This is a genomic window from Streptomyces sp. NPDC001480 (genome assembly GCF_042894725.1).
In the GTDB taxonomy this organism is placed as follows: domain Bacteria; phylum Actinomycetota; class Actinomycetes; order Streptomycetales; family Streptomycetaceae; genus Streptomyces.
In genome coordinates, this window is record NZ_JBIAVX010000006.1 from 123,295 (window position 1) to 141,665 (window position 18,371).

Below are 18,371 nucleotides of genomic sequence, written 5' to 3' on the forward strand. Positions count from 1 at the left end.
CCGAGGACGGCCGGCATGAACCACGTCATCGGCGTTCTGGGCACCGGCTCCTACGTGCCCGAACGCATCGTCCCCAACGCGGAGGTCGCCGCACCGGCGGGGGTGGACGCCGCCTGGATCGAGCACAGGACCGGCATCCGCCTGCGGCGCCGGGCGGCCGCCGACCAGGCCACCTCCGACCTGGCGGCGAGCGCCGCGCGGCGCGCCCTGGCCGCGGCCGGCCTCGACGCCTCGGACATCTCCCTCGTCGTCGTCGCCACCTCCACACCCGACCAGCCCCAGCCGGCCACCGCGAGCTTCGTCCAGGACCGGATCGGTGCCGTCCAGGCGGCCGCCGTGGACGTCAACGCCGTGTGCAGCGGCTTCGTCTACGCCCTGGCGCTGGCCCGCGGGCACCTCGTCGCCGAGGGCTCCGGCGGCGCGGCTCTCGTCATCGGTGCGGACGTGTACTCGCGCATCCTCGACCCCGAGGACCGCAGGACCGCGGTCCTCTTCGGTGACGGCGCGGGCGCCGTGGTCCTCGGCCCAGTGGCGAGCGGACGCGGACTGTACGCCGCCAAGCTGCGCGGATTCGGCGGTCACCACGACCTGATCCGGGTCGAGGCCGGTGGTTCCAGGCTTCCCGCCTCGGAGCGAACGGTACGCGACGGCCGCCACCACTTCCGCATGGAGGGACGGGCGGTACGGGAGTTCGTCGCCGACGTCGTGCCCAAGCTGGTGAACGAACTGCTCGCGGAACACGCCGTACCGGCCGAATCGATTCGGCACTTCATACCGCACCAGGCCAATGGCGTCATGCTCGGCGAGCTCTCCGGACTGCTCTCCCTGCCCTCGGCGACGACCCACGTCAACGTGGACCGCCTCGGCAACACCGGCGCCGCCTCCATACCCGTCGCGCTCGACGAGGCATGGCGCGGACAACGGATCGGCCCCGGCGAGACCGTGCTGCTCGCGGCCTTCGGGGGCGGCATGAACAGCGCGCTGGCGCTCCTGCAGCGGTAGCGCCCGGACAAGGAAAGGGTCGATCCATGCCCGCACTGCTTCCCCCGGGAAGACCGCAACGCTTGCTGGCCGCGGCGACGTTGCTGACGATGCTCGGATACGGCATCTACCTCACGGCCGGTGTGCTGTACCTGACCCGGGGGCTGCACCTGCCGGCGGCGCAGGTCGGCCTCGGCATGAGCGTCGCGGGCGCGGTGTCGCTGGCGGCCGGCATCCCCATCGGCCATCTGGCCGACCGGGTCGGCGCGCGTGCCGTGTACACGGTCACACTGCTCGTCGGCGGTCTCGCCATGGCCGGACTGAGCCTCACCAGGGACTTTGGGACCTTCGTGGTCTGCGCGACGCTGAGCGCCGTCGCGCAGGCCGCCGGTCCCGCCGCGCGCAGCCCCCTCGTGCAGAGGTACGGGGGTGAGAAGCCGGCCGAGTTCCGCGGTTACCTCCGGGCGGTGACGAACCTCGGCATCGCTGCCGGTTCGGTCGTCGCGGCCTGGGCGATCGGACGCGACACCAGGTCCGCGTACGTGCTGATCATCGGCGCGAGCGCGGTGTCGTACGCGATCGGGGCCGCGATGGCGGCCTTCATGCCCAGCGTGCCGCCGCTGAACGCGCGCCCCGGCCCGAGGTGGATCGCACTGCGGGACCGTCCCTACGTGGTGCTCACCGTCCTCGACGGGCTGATGGCCATGCAGTACCGGGTGCTGACCGTCGCGGTACCGCTGTGGCTGCTCGGCCGGACCTCGGCACCGCACTGGTCGGTCTCGGCCGTGATGCTGGCCAACACCGCGCTCGTCGTCTGCCTCCAGGTACGAGGGAGCCGCACCATCGACACCGTGCCGGCCGCGGCGGCCGCCTTCCGCAAGGCCGGGTTCGCCTTCCTGCTGGCGTGCGCCGCCCTGTCCGCGCTGCCCGGACTGCCCACGTGGGCCGTCGTCCTGGTGCTGCTCGCGGCCGTCACGATCCACACGTTCGGCGAGATCTGGCAGGCCGCCGGAGGCTTCGAACTGTCCTTCGCCCTCGCACCCAAGGAGTCCCTGGGCCAGTACCAGGGCCTGTTCGGAATGGGCCTCGGCCTGGGCACCACCCTCGGCCCTTCCGTGCTGATCGCCCTCTGCATCGACCAGGGCCGGATCGGCTGGTGGATCGTAGGTCTGGGCTTCGCCCTCACCGGCCTGGCCATTCCCCCGACCACCCGCTGGGCCGAGCGCGCTCTCGCGAAGTCCCACCTTCAGTCCGATGCCGCGCCCCTCACGCCGGGAGACCACCAGGTTCCGTCACCGGCCGCCGGAACCGGCGTGAGCGACTCCTGAGCGGGTCGGTCGCGCTCTGCCGGGCAGGAAGACGCGGCAGGCGTCCGACGCGTGTCCGTCCGGCTCAGGCCCGAGCCGGTGAGCGGGGTCCTCAGCCCTCGGCTCACCCGACGGCGCCGTGCTCGCTACACATCACCTGGTGGCGGGCCCGGCCAGTGCAGCCGGATTCTGCGTCGCGCGGCCTTCCGGAGGGCTTGATCTTGTGCTCGCAGACCTTCCTGTTCGAGGGATACATGGGAGCGACCGGGCCGGGCCGGAGGGCCCGGCCCGGCCGCAGCACTGTTCAGCTCTGGGTGGATGGTCAGTGATGACGAGTAAGGAGTCGGTGCGCAGGCCCATGACCACAGGGCGGGCTGCCCTTGGGCCTGCTTGCGGGCGGCATACTCGTCTGCGGGCCAGGAGCCGCCGGGGTCGTCGGCGGGAAGCGCTCGGGGACGGTGCGCTGGGGCTGCTGGTCGGGCATTGGTCGCCTCCAAGTGCGGGTCGGGTCGGCTGGTGAGCCGGATCGGCATGAGGAGGTAGCGCAGCGCCTGGTCGTCGCTGCCGTGGCCGCGCAGGACGGCGGGCTTGGCGGGAGCGGTGAAGTCGAAACTGGACGGACTCGGCCGCCAGGGCGCTCAAGCCGTCCAGGACGAAAGCGGGTTCGAAGGCGATGGCCAACTCGCCACCGCTGAGGCAGCCAGCGCAGATCCGTCTGACCGTGAAGGCCCAGCAGCGTCAGGAACAGCGCATCCGCGAACGTGGCTATGCACGCGAGAACGGGTTCTGGCTCGACTTCCGCTTGCCAGAAACCTTCTGGGGCGTGTTGCGAATGTCAGCCCCGCCCCGGGCACGCTGCTTTCGCGTCCTCGCCGGCCAGGAACGGATGCAGCAGCGTGAGCAGGGCGTGCGGCCGGTGCAGCGGGATGATGTGGCCGCAGTCTTCGATGACGTGTCCGGTGAGATCGTCGGAGATCGGGCGAAGTTGGCGTTCCAGCGCAGGACCGACGGGCCGGGCGCCCAGCGCCATCGTTGGCACCGTCAGGCGGGCAGTGGCGACCGCCTGCTCGATCTGTACTGCGCTCTCGGGCAGGGCGCGGTAGTACGAGAACGCGCAGCTCAACGCCTGGCGGCCGGTATATGCGCGGACGAACGCGTCCCGGAGGGCGGGGCGCACACCGTCGCCGAGCGTGCCGGCTCTCAGAAACCAGTCGACGTAGGCGGCCTCGTGGCCCTCCAACACGGTCTCGGCAAGGCTGGGCGCGGCGGAGTGGAAGCCGAACCACCACGGCGGCCCGTCGGCGAGGAAGTCCTCGGCGCCGGGCAGCCTGCCCAGAAGGGACTCCATGACGACCAGGCGCCGGACGAGACCGGGGCGGCGCAGGGCGAGGAGAAAGGCCGGCGCGGTGCCCGCGTCGATGCCCACCGCCGCGGCCGAGGACACGCCGAGCGTGGTGAGAAGCGCCGCGGCGTCCTCGGCCAGGGTGCCCGCGTCGTACCCGGAGGCGGCCCGGCTGCTCGCGCCGAACCCGCGCAGGTCCGGCGCGATGACGCGGTAGCGGCCGGACAGATCGGCCATGACGTCCGTCCACAGCTCCCAGGTGTGCGGGAAGCCGTGCAGCAGCAGGACAGCCGGGCCCGATCCGGAGAGGGCGACGTTCAGTTCGACACCGTTGGCGAGGACGCGTCGCAGCTCGGGCATGGGGGGACTCCAGGTGCTTGGTGAGTGGTGGTGACTAGGTCACGCTAGGGAACTACCCTGGTCTGCCCAAGACGGCACTTTCCCTTCAGGTGGTGAGCTCCAGGTGACCACGTCGAGGCCCGGCGGACGTGACCAGCGACCCGGTGAGCGCGGGGACCTGCTGGATCCGCGCTGCCCGACCCGCCAGTTGCTAGACCGTATCGGCACCAAGTGGACGTCGATGGCGGTCAAGGTGCTGGCCGAGGAGGCTCCGGGTGAGATCCGTTTCGCGGAACTGCGGCGCCGTATCCCGGGCATCTCACAGAAGATGCTGTCCGTCACCCTGCACAGCCTGGTCCGCGATGGTCTGGTCGCGCGCCGCGTGGAACCCACCGTGCCGCCCGCCGTCCACTACCGGCTCACCGAGCTCGGCCTGTCCCTCGAAGGACCGCTCTCCGCGCTGCGTGTCTGGGCCGAGACGCACATGCCGGAGATCGACCGCAGCAACCAGCTCGCCGACGAGTCACCCCCCAATTAGCCGCGGAGGGAATGTGCTGGTCACAGCCACCCGTTGATGGCCGCGACAAGAACGGTCGCCTCGTAGCGGACCGCCAACTTGTCATACCGCGTGGCTACGGCCCGGTGTCCATTGAGGCGGTTAATGCCGCACTCGACCGCGTGCCGCTCGCGGTAGTCAATCGGGTCGAATTTCGGCGGCCGACCGCCGAGCGAGCCACGCAAAGCTCCCGGGCGCAACCCGGCCACTTCCCAGGTCCCACGAGCGTGCAGACAGGCCACTCGAGCTCCGACATCACCCAGAGAGTACGGCCTCTTGACCGACCGGGCACAGGTGCTGGCCGGCCCGGAGCTCTGCGAAGGGCACATTGGCTTTTACCGACTCCGGTGAGTGGATCTTGCGGACATGCGGTCGCAGACCCCAGGATCTGCGATCTTGTGATCATGAGGACGCATGGAGGCTGGCGAGGTTGATCGGCCGACGCTGGTCGCCCGACAGCTACGGTCGGTTCACCTGTGCGGCCATTCTCTCGGGGACGATCGTGGCCGCGCAGGTCGCCGCCGAGAACCCGGACCTCGTTGCCCGGTTGATTCTGTCCGGGGGGCCTGAGATCGCGCCGGGCGCGACGTCACAGCGGCGGCTTCGGATCGAACGGCATCGCCCCGGCCGGCTGGTCCGCGCGGTCTCCGACCTGCCCGATCGCAACGGATGGATCGACATGCTGGACGCTCTGCAGACGAGCGACCTCTCCTGCGTACTTCCGCAGGTCGCCGTTCCCACGCTTGTGCTGTGCGGAAAGCGGGATCGCGCCAGTTTGCCGGACGCCCGACGGACCGCGGCGGCCATCCGGGGAGCCCACCTGTCCGTGTTACCGCACGCCGGGCATCTCTTGCCCATGACGGCGCCGCATGCCTTCAATGCCATCGCCCGAGGATTCCTCGACCCGGAATGCCGGCAGACGCAGTGAGGGCGTCGTGACCCAATACCACTGCACCGCGCTGCTTTGAGTGATCGTCCGCCCCAGGCGTGCAGGAACCCGGTGCGCACGGTGTGATTCGATCGCTTCCTCGCTCGCGTCCCAGTCAGGAATCGGGCCGTCGACGACGAAAGTCTGCACTTCGGGTCCCATGGGCGAATGATCGGCTGCCTTCGTCACCGCGGGCAAGGTGCGTTCGCCGGTCAAGCTGCCGCCGACTCGGCGAGCGTCCGGCACCACCACGAGCAAGCCGTACGGGAGTTGCGGGACTTCCTCTACGTCTGACGCGTTACTGCGGGCGCCGCACGGCTGTTCCAGGGCGGCACAGTGCAACGAAGCGGGCGAGCGCTACCAGTGCGGTCACCAGTTGAACGACGGCCGGCGGGACAGTGGCGTGCTCTCCTTTCGATTCCGGCCAACGGGGCAGTGACCGATCCGATGAGGAACGAGGAACAGCACCGCGTGGACTGTCGTCGGGCTCACCATTGAGCCATGGGCTCGAACGCCGTGCGCCGTCAATGGTGGGGTGAGCGCATCACCTGCTGTATCCGGTCCCTGCGGGTCCGCGTGTTCGGCCAACGGCCGAGGGCCCGTGCTCCGATGACGGCGGCCGCCGTGACGGCCGGGACGATCACGGCGATCACCGAGTACATGGGTCTCCATCCTGCAAAGGCGCGTGCGAGGTGAGCGAGAAGGGACGGCGGCGCACTGCCCTGTGACAGAGCTGACCGCCGCCCGCGCGGACCGTCGTCAGCGACCGGTTCGCGCCGGTTCGGGGGTGGCCAGTGCCCGGAACGCCTCCCACTGCACACGGGGCCGTGCCAGGCCACGTCGGTCCAGATAACGTGCGGTGGCCCGCTTCGTTCGGCGCAGCACTCGCAGCGCGTCGCTCGGGCGCCCGGAACCCATCGGCTCCACCACCGTGTCGGGCACCAGCAGCCACTTGTCACCGGCCTGTCGCAGCTCTCCGCGGACAAGCGTGTTCCGCATGTGGTTGAGCCGCTCATCGTGCCGGTGCACCAGCAGGGAGGCGGGGCCGGCCGTCATGGCGAAGTCGGAGGGCACCGTCACCGCGAATCCCGCCCGGGTGGCGGCGGGCCGGGTTCGGGCGAGTACGGGTGCTCCCGTCTTGTCGCAGGCAGCCAGTACCGCGCTCTGATAGCGCGCGAGTTGTGCGGCACCGGGGAGTGACGCGACGGGTCCCTCCCCGGTGGCGGGCTGTGCTGAGGACAGCGTGGCCAGCGGAGGGCGCACGATGACCTGTTCAGGAGTGACGGTGATGAGCAGGCGCAGGTAGTACCACTCCATCAGCCGTCTCATGCCGGGGGCGAGGTAGGACCGGCTGTGCGGCTGCCGCGCGAAGAGCATCCGCCAGTAGTCCTCGGCGCCTTCGGGTCCCGTCATGATGTCGTCCGGGCACTCGGCCCGGCCACCGACGAAGATCTGGGGGGCGTGGTTGAGTCCGCTGCCGGTGGGGTCGGAGTAGAGCAGGGCCACGCGCCCGTCCCGGCGCACGTTCAGCGCCTTCTGTGCGAACGCCAGAGACGTGGTCAGCAACAGCGTTCCGTCGGGCCGACGGCGGACCGCGGCGGGCCAGACCACCGGTGCGCCATCCCGGCCGAGCGTGACGAACTCGCAGGTCCGGTAGGCGTCCAGGACGTCGAGGGGGGCGGTATCGAGCAGCGTCACCGGCCAGCCTCCTCGTGCAGTACGTCGCGCAGGGCACGGCAGGCGGCGGTGTACTGCCGCCGGCCGACGGTCTTCCACAGCAGACGACCGACGAACGGGGCCCTGCCGAGGAAGTACGTGCGTTCCTGCGGCGTGGCGTCCTCCAGGATCGCGCCAAGGGCCAGCATCACCTTGTTCTTGGGCAGTTGCTCCAGACCGCGTCGGCCCACCAGGTCCCACTCGGCGACGGTCAGATGCTCGGCGACCAGGGGCAGCACCAGCCGCTCCTCGTCGTCGAGGTGCTCGAGCAGCACCCTGTGGTGCTCGAGCAGCACCAGGGCCAGTTCCTCCCGGGCGATGTGGTTCGCCTCCCGCCGCCACGCGGGGAGCCACTCGGCGACGACCGCCAGCGTCCGGTCGATGCTCTGGTGCTGTTGCTCCATCCGGTCGACCAACTCGCCACCCGCGCCGCGTGCGTGAAGCAGAGGCCAGACCAACTCGTCCTCGAGGGAGTGGTGATGGTGCAGTCCCATCACGTAGTCGTCCAGGTGGGCCGCGATCCGCGCCGCGCGTGCCGTGTCGCCGTCGGGCACGGCACGCACCAGACGGGGCGCGAGCGCCGCCTCGCGTCGGAAGACCCGGTGGACGACCACCATCTCGTGCGTGTAGGGCTGGTGGTCAGAAGGGGGAGGAAAAGCCGTACTGCGGGACACGCCTGCTTGCTCCAACAATGAGGTGCCTGTGGGACGCGATCACGGTTCCGCAGCCGTCTTGGCGTCTGCTTGGGACCGCACTTGGGAGCGTGCCGACCAGGGTGTTTAGCGTCTGTTGACGCTCTGGCATCACCGCTCGGGTAGATTCGCGCGGCGTGCTGCGTATTCGAGTCCTGGGTTCTCTGAGCGCCGAAGTCGCGGGGAAGCCGGTCGAACTGGGGGCTCCGCGGCAGCGGGCCGTTCTCGCCCTGCTGCTCGCGGCCCGCCAAGGGGTGGTGCCCGTCGACCGCATGGTCGACGAGTTGTGGCGCGGTGTCCCTCCGGCCAAGGCCACCGTGTCGCTGCACGCCTATGTGTCGAACCTGCGCCGCCTGCTGGAGCCGGAGCGGCTCCCGCGCACTCCTGCGGCCGTCCTGGTCACCTCACCGCCGGGCTACGCCGTGCGGCTGCCCGCCGAGTCGGTGGATGCCTGGCGGTTCGAGGTCCAGGTGGCCCGGGCCCGGAGTGCCCCACCCGACAGGGCGCGGGAGCTGCTGGCGGAGGCGCTCGGGTGGTGGCAGGGCCCGGCCTTCCTGGAGCACCGGGACGAGTCGTGGGCCACGTCCGAGGTGACACGGCTGACCGAACTGTGCGCACAGGCACGAGAGTTGGCCGTGGCGGCCGACCTCCGCACCGGGCACGCGGCCGAGGCGGTGCTGGCGGCCGAAGTCCTCGTGCGGCAGGCCCCGTTGCGGGAGGAGGGCTGGCGGCTGCTCGCTCTCGCCCAGTGGGCCTGCGGCCGCCAGGGCGACGCGCTGTCCTGTCTACGCCGCGCCACCGAGGTGCTGCGGGAGGAACTGGGCTGCGATCCCGGTCCTGCCCTGGCCGAACTGGAACACGCCGTCCTGGCCCAGCGGCTCGACGTGCTACGGGCGACCGTGCCGGGTACCGCACTCGCTCTCGCCCTGCCGGGGCCCGCTCCCGTCGATGGGCCCGGGGACGAGCACGCGGACGAGGCCGGCCTTTTCGTCGGCCGGGAGGCCGAAGTCGACGCCGTGGAAGCCGCTGCGCGGGCCGCCCGGCGAGCGGGCGGTGTGGTTCTGATCACCGGCGAGGCCGGAGCGGGGAAGTCGGCGCTGCTCGGCCGGCTCGTGGGGCGGCTGGAGGCGGCAGGGTGGACCGTGGTGATCGGGTGCTGCCCCGAGTACGAGGGGGCGCCGCCCGCCTGGGCCTGGGTGGAGGCACTCGGTTCCCTCGCCCGTTCCGCGCCGCCGGCACACCCCGAGGAGCTCGCCGCCCTGCTGCACGAGCCGGAGACCGCGTCCGCCACGACGCGCGACGAGGCCGCCGCGGGACGCTTCCGTATGCACCGCGCCTTCGCCGCCTGGCTGCGGGCCGCGGCCGCCGGACGACCGCTCGCCATCCTCCTGGAGGACCTGCACCGCGCCGACAGCGAGACCCTGGCCCTCCTTGAGGCGGCCGCGCAGATCACTGACGTCCCCCTCCTCACTGTCGCCACTTACCGTCCGGCCGAGGTGGGCGAGGATCTCGTCAAGACCCTCGCCCACCTCGCTCCCGGCGCCCCGCGACGCATCGGGCTCGGCGGCCTCTCGCCCCAGGACGTCGCCACCGTGGTCACCGCCGTCTGCGGCGAAGCCGTCGACGAGGCCACGGTGACGGCGCTCGCCGAACGCACCGGAGGCAATCCGTTCTACGTCCTCGAGAGCGCACGCCTGCTGGTCAGCGAGGGCGCCCTGGTGGCGGTGTCCGAAGTGCCCCAGGGCGTACGCGACGTGCTGCGCAGGCGGCTGGCCCTGCTGCCGGCACAGGCCCGTTCGGCGGTGCAGTTGGCGGCCGTCGCGGGGCTGGAGGCGGAGGTCTCCCTCCTCGTCGACGTGGCCGACACCGACGAGGACGCGACACTGGAAGGACTCGACGCCGCGGTGGCCGCGGATCTGCTGACGGAGCCCGGCCTGGGACGGGTCCGCTTCGTGCACGCGCTGGTCCGTGACACCGTGTACACCGACCTGTCCGGGGTACGGCGAGCCCGTCTGCACGACCGCATCGCGCAAGGACTGCGGCGCCGCCGCCCGCAGGATCTCGCGGCCCTCGCGTTCCACTTCGCCCGCTCCGGCAGAACGGCCAACGCGCCCCTGGCCGTCGACTACGCGCTGCGGGCAGCCGAGTTGGCCGAGCGACGGTACGCACACGACGTGGCCGTCGAGCTGATCGAGCAGGCTCTCGAGGTCCACCTGGCGGCCGCGTCCGACCGCGACGCCGACCCGCACGACACGGTGGCCCTTCTGGTGCGACTGCTGGGAGCACAGGTGCGGGCCGGGTCGACGGACGCCGCGCGGCACACCCGGCAGCGAGCGGTCGACCTCGCGGTGCGGGCCGGCCGGGACGACCTGGTCGCCACGGTCTACGGCGCCTGGACCGAGCCCTCACCCTGGCGGAGCCGGCTGGAGGGCTTCTTCGACCGCACCGCCCTGGCCCGGCTGGAACGGCTCGGCGGCGACCACACGCTCGACGACGCGACGCGCGCCCGGGTCTTGCAGGTCCTCGTCGACGCCGTGGCCGCCGAGGCGGCACCGCGAGCCGCCGAGGTGGCGGACGCTCAACTGGCACTGGCCCGAGCCGACGGCGAACCCCGCCTGCTGGCCTCGGCGTTGATGACCTCCGCCAAGCTGCTGCCGCACGAGACGCAGGGTGCCGTTCGTACCCCGCTCGTCGCCGAACTGCGGCAGTTGGCGCAGACGCACGACCTCCCGGCGTACCGCTGGGTGTGCGAGCACCTCGACGGCATGACCGCCGCGACCCGCAACGATCCCGACGGCCTGCGCCGGCACAACACCGAAGCCCTGGAACTGGCGCGCCGCTACCACATGCTGTGGGCACAGGGCATCGCCGCCGCGACCTCAGCCATGCTCGCCACGGTCGCCGGCCGCTTCGACGAGGCAGAGGCCCGCTACGCCGCCGCCGACGATCTGTTGCAGCGCGTCAAGGTGCACCACGCCACGGGCCCGCGCACGCTGGGCCTGATCACCATCCGTCTCGCCCAGGAGCGGGCCGGCGACATCGAACCGGTCGTACGCGACCTCTACGCGGCGGTCGGCACCCCCGTCGCGGTGGCTCACGCCCTCGTCCTGGCCCGCCTGGGACGGTTGGAGGAGGCGGCAACGGTGTCCCATCCACCGCGACCGGTGACCGACCACCTCTACGGGGTCGAACTGGACTACCGCTGCGAACTCGCCGTCCTGCTCGGCGACACGGACACGGCGGCCATGCTGATCGAGCATCTGCTGCCCATCCGCGGCCAGTTCGCCGGGACAGCCGGCGCCGCCTACGCGACCCGCCCCCTCGCCCACACCCTCGCCGATCTCTACCGGTTTCTCGGGGAAGACCAGGCCGCGGCCGACAATTACGCACTGGCCGAACGCGTCGCGCGCGCCTGGAACTCACCGCACCGCATCGCCGAGGCAGGACGGGCGGCCGCACGACTGGCCGCGGAGCGGGAGCGGCGGCGCACCCTGGCGCGCTGAAGCTCGTTGGACTGACGAGCCTCGCCCGACGAGCATCCGAGCAACACTCGCTATCGCGTGGCGACCGGTGACCGCGGTGGACAGATGACCGCCGTGCTGCCCTTCTGCTGCACGCGGGCACGTCTCAGAGCGACGGTTGAGCCCGACTGACCTGTTACAGCGAGCCCTCACCATCTGCCATCGAAGGTCAGCCACTGCTCAGTTCCAAGAGGACTCAGCGCAGCCGGCGCACGCGCAGCACCAAGTCGTCGGTGTGATGCGCGCCGGCGCCATCGCCGGGTGCCACGCGTGGCCGTTGCTCGTTCACATCGACCTGCCAGTCGTCGCTGAGAAGATCGGCGACCATCGAGGGCCAGACGTAGTCAGCCGGGTCGAAGCCGCTGTCGTGCGCCTGCTGGGTGTCCATTCCCGCGTGGTGTACGAGCAGCAGCACGCCGCCGGGCGCGACGGCCGCGAGCAGCGCTCGCTCGGCCGCAGCGTCGGGGGTGCGCAGCAAGGCCGGGTACTGCGCGGACACCAGGTCGAAGGAGGCCGGCGGGAGCACCGCCTCGGTGAGTGCGGCGTGTACCCAGCGAACGTCGAGACCGGCGTCCCTCGCGTGCCCGGCCGCCCGCTCCAGCGCCACGCCCGAGACCTCGAGCGCGGTCACGTCCCAGCCGCCGCGCGCCAGCCAGACCGCGTCCGCGCCCTCGCCGCAGCCGACGTCGAGCACCCGCCCCGGCGTGAGCCCGGCAACCTCGGCCACGAGCACGCCATTGGGCCGGCCGCTCCACAACTGTGGCCGCTCGGCGTACCGCTTGTCCCACTCCGCCCGCACTGCGGGGTCTCCGACGTATCCGTCGGCAGGCGAGGGAATGTCGGACGTGGGCGATCCTGCTGCGATGTTGTCGGTCATGGGCCCACCGTCGCCTACCGCATCCGGGTCTTTCCATTCCTGTTGCCGTTCCGGCAAACGGCGTCGCGCGCCGCCTCCGTACTCGCAGCGTGGCCGCGCCCCGATGCCGGGACATCCGACACGCGTGGTCCGGATGCCCCGGCATCGGGGCGGCGTCAGCCGTTCCGGTGACCTGCAGGGCCGTGGTCCAGTTCTTCTAGATCGCGCTGCGGGCGTCCGAGAGGGTGATGCTGCCGACGCAGGTCGTGGCTTCGAGGGGGTTGGTGTAGGAGGTCGGGGGCGGACAGTGGCGGTCCAGCCGGAGACGCGGATGGCGCTGTGGATGTTCGACTGGGTGACTCACACATGCCAGGAGCAGTGTCACTACGGGATGCGCAGGACATGGTGAGAGATGCCGAGATGTTCCTCCGCCTGGCGGAACGCATGCTGTTGCTCCCCACGAGAGGAATCTCGCCGGCGGCGGCAGTTTGATCTGCCTGGCCGCACGCCCGGCGCCGTACGGCCCTCAGTCCCGCTCAGCGAGGCGGGCCCGTGTCGTTCTCCCTGCGAGGATGAAGAAGCCAGGCCGGGAAAAGCACAGAAGGGATCCCTGTGAACGAGGTACAGGAAGGACTCTGCCTCATGGGTCCCGCCACGGTGACCGTATTCGTCATCGGTGCGGGCAACGAACCTCTGCCGTCGGAGGCGTTCCAGCTCGCCGGACTCGTTCCCGACGAGGTGCACCCTTTCATGCTGAAGGAGCAGCCGGCAGCGATCGCGTCGCAGGGCCTCATGTCGTACGACCTCACCTTCCGCGACACTTCTCTCACCCTGTCCACTTACATGTGCGAGACCCTGCGCCGCCTGTGCGCGGACGGCCGGGCTGTGGCCTGGGCCGGCTTCGAGGGGTCGTTCCACTACGACCACCTCCTCACCGAGGACGTCGCATCCTCGGTCTACGGATACTGCGTGAGCGGCGCCGAACCCGTGGTCGCATGGGACTTCGCCACCCTGCGCGGCGTGGCCTGGAAGAAGCAGATAGCCGAAACCCGTGCGGCCCTGGAAGAACTGCTGCGTAGGCCTTGAGACCGTGTCCTACGTGGTGAGACGGATGAGTCGCTTGTCGCAGCACAGTGCGGCGGCGAGTCCGAGAAAGGCCAGGTAGTTGCGGGGGTTTCGCTCATGGCGGGGGCCGAGTCGGCGGTAGCCGGACAGCCACGACATGGTGCGCTCGATGACCCAGCGTGATCGTCGCCCTCCAGCTCGCCCTGCTCGCGGCCTGCGCGCTACTGCTCGTGGCCCGGTTGCTCGCCGCCGAACGCACCGGCGAGACCCGGCTGCTGCGCGCCCGCGGCGCCTCCCGCGCCGCCCTCGCCGGCCGGGGCGAGCGAGCGCAGGGGCGTACTCGGACCGGCGCACCCCAGGGGCCTCTGTCGGCGCCAGAACTCGAGGCTCGCGGAGGTGGACAGGAGGTCGCCCAACGGCCCGTGGAGTGCAGCGGAACGGAACTCACGAGTGCGCGCCCCGATCCCCCGGTCAGTTGCCGTGTTGCATCTCTATCCGCCGGTCATGGGGAGGATTGAGTGGGTCAGACCGAGCGGGAGAGCCCGTCGGGCCACTGCGCGGGAGCTTCGGTCTGCGGGACCAGGCCCTACCCGGATGACTGCCGGTTGGATCGTCACACGCATTCCTCACGATGCGCTGCCGGGACCGGGCTGCGTTACCCTGCCAGCCAGCAAGATCACACCACGTCGGGGGGCGTCCATGACAGCGCAGGGCGAGGCGATCCTGGCCGAACTCAGCTCTCTTCCAGCTCACGTGCGCGCGGACTACATCCGCATTCTCGAGGCGGTCGTGCGGGTCGCCCCCAGAGCATGGACCCGTCGCAGGGGCGTCCGGCTGCAGTGGATCACACTCCACGACGGCGACGATGACGTCGTGGTGCAGATGGACTCCGGCGAACTGAGTAAGCACGTCGACTGGGACGGTCCACGGTCCACCCGCTCTTTCGCCGGCGCCCTGCGGGAAAAGCTGGGAACCAACCGGTGCGCCGCTCTGGTCTATGGGAACGCGATCGACTCGCGCACGTGGGGTTGGGTCCTCCCGCTCCTGGTCGGGCAGCTTCCCAGGCTGGACACAGCGGTGATGGTCGATATCGAACACCGCACGGGAGTCCGATCCACATTCTGGTTCCCGATCAGGTACCGGCGTGTGCTCGTACGACGCCTGCGGTTCCAAGAGGACGTGCGCGCGACCCTGCAGCGCGCCAGGAACGCGTGACCCGACCTCCGCGGCAGCCGGGCACCAACCGCTGCCAGCCCGAAGGGCGCTCGCAGATGCCGAGGCGCCCATTCCGGCCCCCGGGTCGGTGCCCCGCCGCCGCGCCTCCGCGACTTGACTGGAGGCACGATCGGCTCGCGGAAATCCGGGTGAGACGGGCGGTGTCGTCACCCCCCCGACGTCGTGCGGACGGCCGCAGCGAGGGCCTCGCCGATAGCTCGTGCGCCCGGTGCGTTGGGATGAAGAGGCGCGGCCGCACGGGTGGGGACGAGGCCCTCGATGTAGCGGTCGGCAGGGGCGGCACAGATGTCGTGACCGGTGCCGAGGGTGTAGGTGTCGACGAAGGCGGCGCCATGTTCTTCAGCCGCCTGCTTCAGTACGTCGCTGAGGTGGTTGACCGCGCTTTGGATGTAGGTGGCGTCCTGCTTCCAGAAGGGCTGAGTGGGATAGCAGCCGTGGGTGCGGAGGTAGTTGCCGTAGCCGACGACGAAGACTTCGGCGTGCGGCGCCCGCCGGGCGATTTCATCCAGGACGGCGCTGAAGGCCGGGGCCCAGGCGTCGATGCGGGCCCTGACCTTGTCGGTGCCGCCGGCGGTGTCCTCTTCCGCGCAGCTGGTGCCGTGTGGCTGGGGCAACATGTTGACGCAGCCCAGCGCTTCGCTGAAGAGGTCGGTGTCGTTGCCGCCGATGGTGACGCTGACGATGTCGGTGTCCGGTGTCAGTGAGTCGTACTGGGGTGCCGTTCCCGGGTGCTGCGCGGTGCTCAGATGCTTGGCAGTGGCGCCGGAGCAGCTGACATCGGTGAGCTTCGCGGCGAGGGCCTGGGCCGCGATGTGCGGGTAGTCGGCCAGGGAACGCAGGCACGCCAGGTCGGTCGGGTCGACGGGCGGTACCAGCGGTGTGGCCGCGAAGGAATCGCCGAGCGCGACGTACCGCAATGGTTCGACCGCGGCCGACGTGGCCGTGACTGGTCCCGTGGCCGATGCCGCACCAGCGGCCAGAACAGTGGCCAGAGCTACGCGCAGGGTTGTCTTCAAGAACGCCTCCGATCGGGACGCGCGAGTCGTGATCCTGCCTCGCTATGAGCATGTCCGAGCCGGCGTGCCGCCGCACGGCGGACCGCGGCATCGGTGAAAGTGACGACCGCCGATGACGGATGCCGTACCTGATTCGCCACGGCGTCATGGAAGGCCTCGGCGGCTACCCGGACAGGGCAGCCCCAAGGCCTTGCCTTGCTGGTGGCACTGAAAGACGGCAATCCCGGCATCCGCCGGGCCGGCCGTGTCCGGCCTGGCCGACCGGGCCGGTCCCGACGTCCACGCGGCGGTCCTGACTGCCCTGCGGCCGTCCGGAAGGAAACACCGGCCGCCTGGCGAGGCGAACCGCGCGACGCCCCGCAGCCGGCAACAGTCGCAGACGCGGCGTCCTAGCCATTCCGCTCTCCTCAGCGCGGTCGGCACCGCCCCCATGACCGCCGCGCCCTGGACCCGTACCAGGCGCCCCCCAGCAACTCTCTGTCCTGCGGCGGACCGCCGCGCGGCCTCGCTGGAGGCGACCTGCTCACGCGGTCCCACGCCGGGCTGACCAGCAAGATCCACCTGTCCGCAGTCCGGCTCTGCCGACCGATGGGGGCAACACATCCCACGGCCAAGCCGTTGACGCCTCGCCACCCACCCCGATCCGGCCGGAACTGACGGCCGCCAGACCACCACCGTCACGGCGAGAGTGGGGGCACTGCGCCAGCGGGTGCCAGTCTGCGCCCACTGCCGACCGGACACGGCACTCGGCATCCTCGGCTAGTAGCTGTCGTAGCTGGGCTTTCCGTTCGGCCGGTAGACGCCGACGATGGTGCCGCCCTTCGTCGTCGAGACGCTGACCGGCCTCAGCGCAGTGGGGATCGCGCCGTCGGCGAACAGCCGCTTGCCGGTGCCGATGATCACCGGATGGATGGTCAGCCGGTACTCGTCGACGAGGTCGTACCGCATGAGGGTCTGGGCGAGGTCGCCACTGCCCACGACGTTGATGTTGCCGCCGTCGGACGCCTTCAGCTTGCGTACGGCATCGGCGATGTCGCCCTCCAGCAGCGTGGAGTTCTGCCACTCGACGCACGTCAGGGTCCGAGACGCTACGTACTTGTGCATGCTGTTCATCCGATGGGTGAACGGGTTGTCGGGATCGGCGGTCGGCCAGTACGACGCGAAGATCTCGTACGTCTTGCGGCCGAGCAGCATCGCGTCGGAGTGCTCGTACCAACCGGCGATGGCCGTGCCGACCTCGTCGTCGGTCACCGGTTTCTGCCAGCCGCCGTGCTCGAAGCCGCTCTCAGCGTCCTCGTCCGGACCGCCTGGTGCCTGCATGACGCCGTCCAGCGTCAGGAACGTGCAAACGATGATCTTGCGCATGGTGCGCTCCCTTCGTCGATCTGTAGACCACACGACCACCGGAAACTCATCGGCGGAACTTTCACGGCGCAGCACTATGGCCTCTCGTTCGGATCTTGGATGACCCTGGGGCGACGGTCAGAGGCTTGTGGGACGATCACCGCATCACGCTCGATCCTCAGCCGCCGACTGGTACACATATACGACTTCTTGCTGGTCAGGCTGCGTCTGGGCGCCCGGTCCATGAGGTACTACCGGCCCGTGCGGTGGAGTCGGACCTGTTCGAACTCGCGGGAAGTCCGGGCATGGTACTCGGATGCGCGGCTGGTGACGTGCTGCGGGTGGCCGATGACGGCCACTTCGAGATTGTTGAACACGGCGAGAACCCGTGCGTTCAGGCAGCTGGTCCGGGTCAGCTGATTCCGGAGGCGTTCGCTGAGCTGAAAGAAGCGGTCAGTCGCGCGATTGAGCGACTCATGGATGCCTGGGCCGCGGGCGTCGATGATGTCGAGTGGTGGTTCGGCAACGGAGACCATGCCAGCTCCAGACGGCGCGCCTCGCCGGTCGCCCGCAGGAGGCTGGGCCGGCCAGCAGGCAGCACATCAGCCGCGAACAGCCCACGGCCGCCCTCGTAGACCGCCCCTGCGATGACGTCCTCGCCGTTGCCCCTGAACCGCAACTGGGCAGGAAAACGGGGTCCCGACGGCAACAACCGGATCTCCAACGATTGGCCGAGCTGATAGAGGTATCGGCTTCTGTGCCGCAGGGCTCTCCTCGTCTCGGGCGCGCGCGATCTGCCAGGGAGCCCCGGCCGGCGCGTTGGACCGGCAGCCTCCGCACCGTCCCGTGCTGATGGTCTCCCCCCTGGCGCTGGTCCTCGCTCTCATGGGCCTGCTTACGGTCATGGCCTCCGGGCGGCTCGGTGTACGAAGGCGGGCGGGAGGTTCGCCCACACGGCTTTCGAGCGCTCCAGCCGGACGAAGCGGCAGGCGAGTTCGGCGGTGAAGTGGCGGGCGGGCGGGGTCCAGGCCGCGTGCAGATAGGCGAAGGTGGTGAACCGGCCGCCGGGCGCGAGGACTTCGGTCACGACGTCCAGGATGTGCCCGCGCCGGTCCCGCGGCATGACCGTCCACGGCAGCCCGGAGACCACCGCGTCGACCGGTTCGCCCACCGCGTCGGCCAGCCCGGCGGCCGAACCCTGGACCACGGTCAGCCGGCTGTCGCGCCGGGTGGCCGACAGCCGGGCGGCGAGCACCGGGTTGAGCTCGACCGCGACGAGCCGTGCGTCGGGTGCGAGGCGGGCGAGGATCGCGTCGGTGAACACCCCGGTCCCCGGGCCTAGCTCGGCGACGAGCCGGGCTCTCTCCAGGCCGATGCCCTCGGTCATCGCGTACGCCAGCCGCCGTGAACTGGCCGCCACGGCACCGGTCATGAGGGGCCGTCTGAGGAACTCGGTGGTGATCGACATGGCG

Annotated in this window: 16 protein-coding genes and 2 pseudogenes; 8 read left to right on the top strand and 10 right to left on the bottom strand. The window is 70.6% G+C overall.

The features are described 5' to 3' along the window. Positions 1–15: 15 nt before the first annotated feature. Positions 16–1,002, top strand: coding sequence for a 3-oxoacyl-ACP synthase III family protein (locus tag ACFY01_RS16035; protein WP_390736329.1), 987 nt, complete (start codon positions 16–18; stop codon positions 1,000–1,002). 26 nt (positions 1,003–1,028) lie between these two features. Then, positions 1,029–2,309: an MFS transporter gene (locus ACFY01_RS16040; RefSeq protein WP_390736330.1), complete on the top strand. Its 1,281-nt coding sequence runs from the start codon at positions 1,029–1,031 to the stop codon at positions 2,307–2,309. A gap of 814 nt (positions 2,310–3,123) precedes the next feature. On the opposite strand, the gene ACFY01_RS16045 is transcribed toward ACFY01_RS16040, so the two are convergent. After that, complete coding sequence (locus ACFY01_RS16045; protein ID WP_390736331.1) at positions 3,124–3,990, bottom strand: alpha/beta fold hydrolase; 867 nt, start codon at positions 3,988–3,990, stop codon at positions 3,124–3,126. A 103-nt stretch (positions 3,991–4,093) separates the two neighbouring features. Here ACFY01_RS16045 and ACFY01_RS16050 point away from each other — a divergent pair, with 103 nt between their 5' ends. Together ACFY01_RS16050 and ACFY01_RS16055 are read left to right on the top strand one after the other, a co-directional pair. After that, entirely contained in the window at positions 4,094–4,507 is a 414-nt protein-coding gene (locus tag ACFY01_RS16050; RefSeq protein ID WP_390736332.1) for a winged helix-turn-helix transcriptional regulator, read from the top strand. Positions 4,508–4,955: 448 nt separating this feature from the next. Then, a complete protein-coding gene (locus tag ACFY01_RS16055) occupies positions 4,956–5,453 on the top strand; it encodes an alpha/beta fold hydrolase (protein WP_390736333.1) in 498 nt (165 codons plus the stop codon). A 524-nt stretch (positions 5,454–5,977) separates the two neighbouring features. Here ACFY01_RS16055 and ACFY01_RS16060 read toward each other — a convergent pair. The 3 genes from ACFY01_RS16060 to ACFY01_RS16070 all read right to left on the bottom strand — a co-directional run bounded on the left by ACFY01_RS16060 (position 5,978) and on the right by ACFY01_RS16070 (position 7,786). Next, a complete protein-coding gene (locus ACFY01_RS16060; protein WP_390736334.1) occupies positions 5,978–6,115 on the bottom strand; it encodes a hypothetical protein in 138 nt (45 codons plus the stop codon). Positions 6,116–6,212: 97 nt separating this feature from the next. Beyond that, positions 6,213–7,151 carry a pyridoxamine 5'-phosphate oxidase family protein gene (locus ACFY01_RS16065; protein WP_390736335.1) on the bottom strand — a complete coding sequence of 313 codons (939 nt, stop codon included), beginning with the start codon at positions 7,149–7,151 and terminating at the stop codon, positions 6,213–6,215. Then, complete coding sequence (locus ACFY01_RS16070; protein ID WP_390736336.1) at positions 7,148–7,786, bottom strand: hemerythrin domain-containing protein; 639 nt, start codon at positions 7,784–7,786, stop codon at positions 7,148–7,150. Before ACFY01_RS16070 ends, ACFY01_RS16065 begins: the two co-directional genes overlap by 4 nt. A 212-nt stretch (positions 7,787–7,998) precedes the next feature. Between ACFY01_RS16070 and ACFY01_RS16075 the strand changes: the two genes are divergently transcribed. Further along, positions 7,999–11,364: a BTAD domain-containing putative transcriptional regulator gene (locus ACFY01_RS16075; RefSeq protein WP_390736337.1), complete on the top strand. Its 3,366-nt coding sequence runs from the start codon at positions 7,999–8,001 to the stop codon at positions 11,362–11,364. A gap of 214 nt (positions 11,365–11,578) precedes the next feature. Here the strand turns inward: ACFY01_RS16075 and ACFY01_RS16080 are convergent, their stop codons facing one another. Beyond that, a complete protein-coding gene (locus ACFY01_RS16080) occupies positions 11,579–12,259 on the bottom strand; it encodes a class I SAM-dependent methyltransferase (protein ID WP_390736338.1) in 681 nt (226 codons plus the stop codon). Between the two features lie 621 nt (positions 12,260–12,880). Here ACFY01_RS16080 and ACFY01_RS16085 point away from each other — a divergent pair. Next, a complete protein-coding gene (locus ACFY01_RS16085; protein WP_390736339.1) occupies positions 12,881–13,324 on the top strand; it encodes a hypothetical protein in 444 nt (147 codons plus the stop codon). A 9-nt stretch (positions 13,325–13,333) separates the two neighbouring features. On the opposite strand, the pseudogene ACFY01_RS16090 reads toward ACFY01_RS16085, so the two are convergent. Then, positions 13,334–13,498 (bottom strand): annotated as a pseudogene (locus ACFY01_RS16090) (IS5/IS1182 family transposase); the annotation flags it as partial. A 504-nt stretch (positions 13,499–14,002) separates the two neighbouring features. On the opposite strand from ACFY01_RS16090, the gene ACFY01_RS16095 reads away from it, so the two are divergent. Then, positions 14,003–14,518, top strand: coding sequence for a hypothetical protein (locus ACFY01_RS16095; protein WP_390736340.1), 516 nt, complete (start codon positions 14,003–14,005; stop codon positions 14,516–14,518). A gap of 167 nt (positions 14,519–14,685) precedes the next feature. Here ACFY01_RS16095 and ACFY01_RS16100 read toward each other — a convergent pair whose 3' ends face one another. After that, positions 14,686–15,555: an SGNH/GDSL hydrolase family protein gene (locus tag ACFY01_RS16100; RefSeq protein WP_390736341.1), complete on the bottom strand. Its 870-nt coding sequence runs from the start codon at positions 15,553–15,555 to the stop codon at positions 14,686–14,688. Between the two features lie 658 nt (positions 15,556–16,213). Here ACFY01_RS16100 and ACFY01_RS16105 point away from each other — a divergent pair. Then, positions 16,214–16,318, top strand: a pseudogene (locus ACFY01_RS16105) (DUF6233 domain-containing protein); the annotation flags it as partial. Here ACFY01_RS16105 and ACFY01_RS16110 read toward each other — a convergent pair. The 3 genes from ACFY01_RS16110 to ACFY01_RS16120 all read right to left on the bottom strand — a co-directional run bounded on the left by ACFY01_RS16110 (position 16,315) and on the right by ACFY01_RS16120 (position 18,367). Then, positions 16,315–16,920, bottom strand: coding sequence for a dihydrofolate reductase family protein (locus ACFY01_RS16110; protein ID WP_390736342.1), 606 nt, complete (start codon positions 16,918–16,920; stop codon positions 16,315–16,317). The pseudogene ACFY01_RS16105 and the gene ACFY01_RS16110 overlap by 4 nt on opposite strands. 230 nt (positions 16,921–17,150) lie before the next feature. Continuing rightward, a complete protein-coding gene (locus ACFY01_RS16115) occupies positions 17,151–17,435 on the bottom strand; it encodes a hypothetical protein (RefSeq protein ID WP_390736343.1) in 285 nt (94 codons plus the stop codon). 365 nt (positions 17,436–17,800) lie between these two features. Continuing rightward, the gene (locus ACFY01_RS16120; RefSeq protein ID WP_390736344.1) at positions 17,801–18,367 is read right to left on the bottom strand and encodes a class I SAM-dependent methyltransferase; all 567 of its coding nucleotides are present in this window, start codon (positions 18,365–18,367) and stop codon (positions 17,801–17,803) included. Between the last annotated feature and the right edge of the window lie 4 nt (positions 18,368–18,371).

Bases quoted from the DNA above. Each gene is read 5' to 3' on its own strand.
- ACFY01_RS16040 (WP_390736330.1), top strand. From the start codon at position 1,029: ATGCCCGCACTGCTTCCCCCGGGAAGACCGCAACGCTTGCTGGCCGCG.
- ACFY01_RS16035 (WP_390736329.1), top strand. From the start codon at position 16: ATGAACCACGTCATCGGCGTTCTGGGCACCGGCTCCTACGTGCCCGAA.
- ACFY01_RS16120 (WP_390736344.1), bottom strand. From the start codon at position 18,367: ATGTCGATCACCACCGAGTTCCTCAGACGGCCCCTCATGACCGGTGCC.
- ACFY01_RS16070 (WP_390736336.1), bottom strand. From the start codon at position 7,786: ATGGTGGTCGTCCACCGGGTCTTCCGACGCGAGGCGGCGCTCGCGCCC.
- ACFY01_RS16110 (WP_390736342.1), bottom strand. From the start codon at position 16,920: ATGCGCAAGATCATCGTTTGCACGTTCCTGACGCTGGACGGCGTCATG.
- ACFY01_RS16060 (WP_390736334.1), bottom strand. From the start codon at position 6,115: ATGTACTCGGTGATCGCCGTGATCGTCCCGGCCGTCACGGCGGCCGCC.
- ACFY01_RS16080 (WP_390736338.1), bottom strand. From the start codon at position 12,259: ATGACCGACAACATCGCAGCAGGATCGCCCACGTCCGACATTCCCTCG.
- ACFY01_RS16115 (WP_390736343.1), bottom strand. From the start codon at position 17,435: ATGGTCTCCGTTGCCGAACCACCACTCGACATCATCGACGCCCGCGGC.
- ACFY01_RS16045 (WP_390736331.1), bottom strand. From the start codon at position 3,990: ATGCCCGAGCTGCGACGCGTCCTCGCCAACGGTGTCGAACTGAACGTC.
- ACFY01_RS16085 (WP_390736339.1), top strand. From the start codon at position 12,881: ATGGGTCCCGCCACGGTGACCGTATTCGTCATCGGTGCGGGCAACGAA.
- ACFY01_RS16095 (WP_390736340.1), top strand. From the start codon at position 14,003: ATGACAGCGCAGGGCGAGGCGATCCTGGCCGAACTCAGCTCTCTTCCA.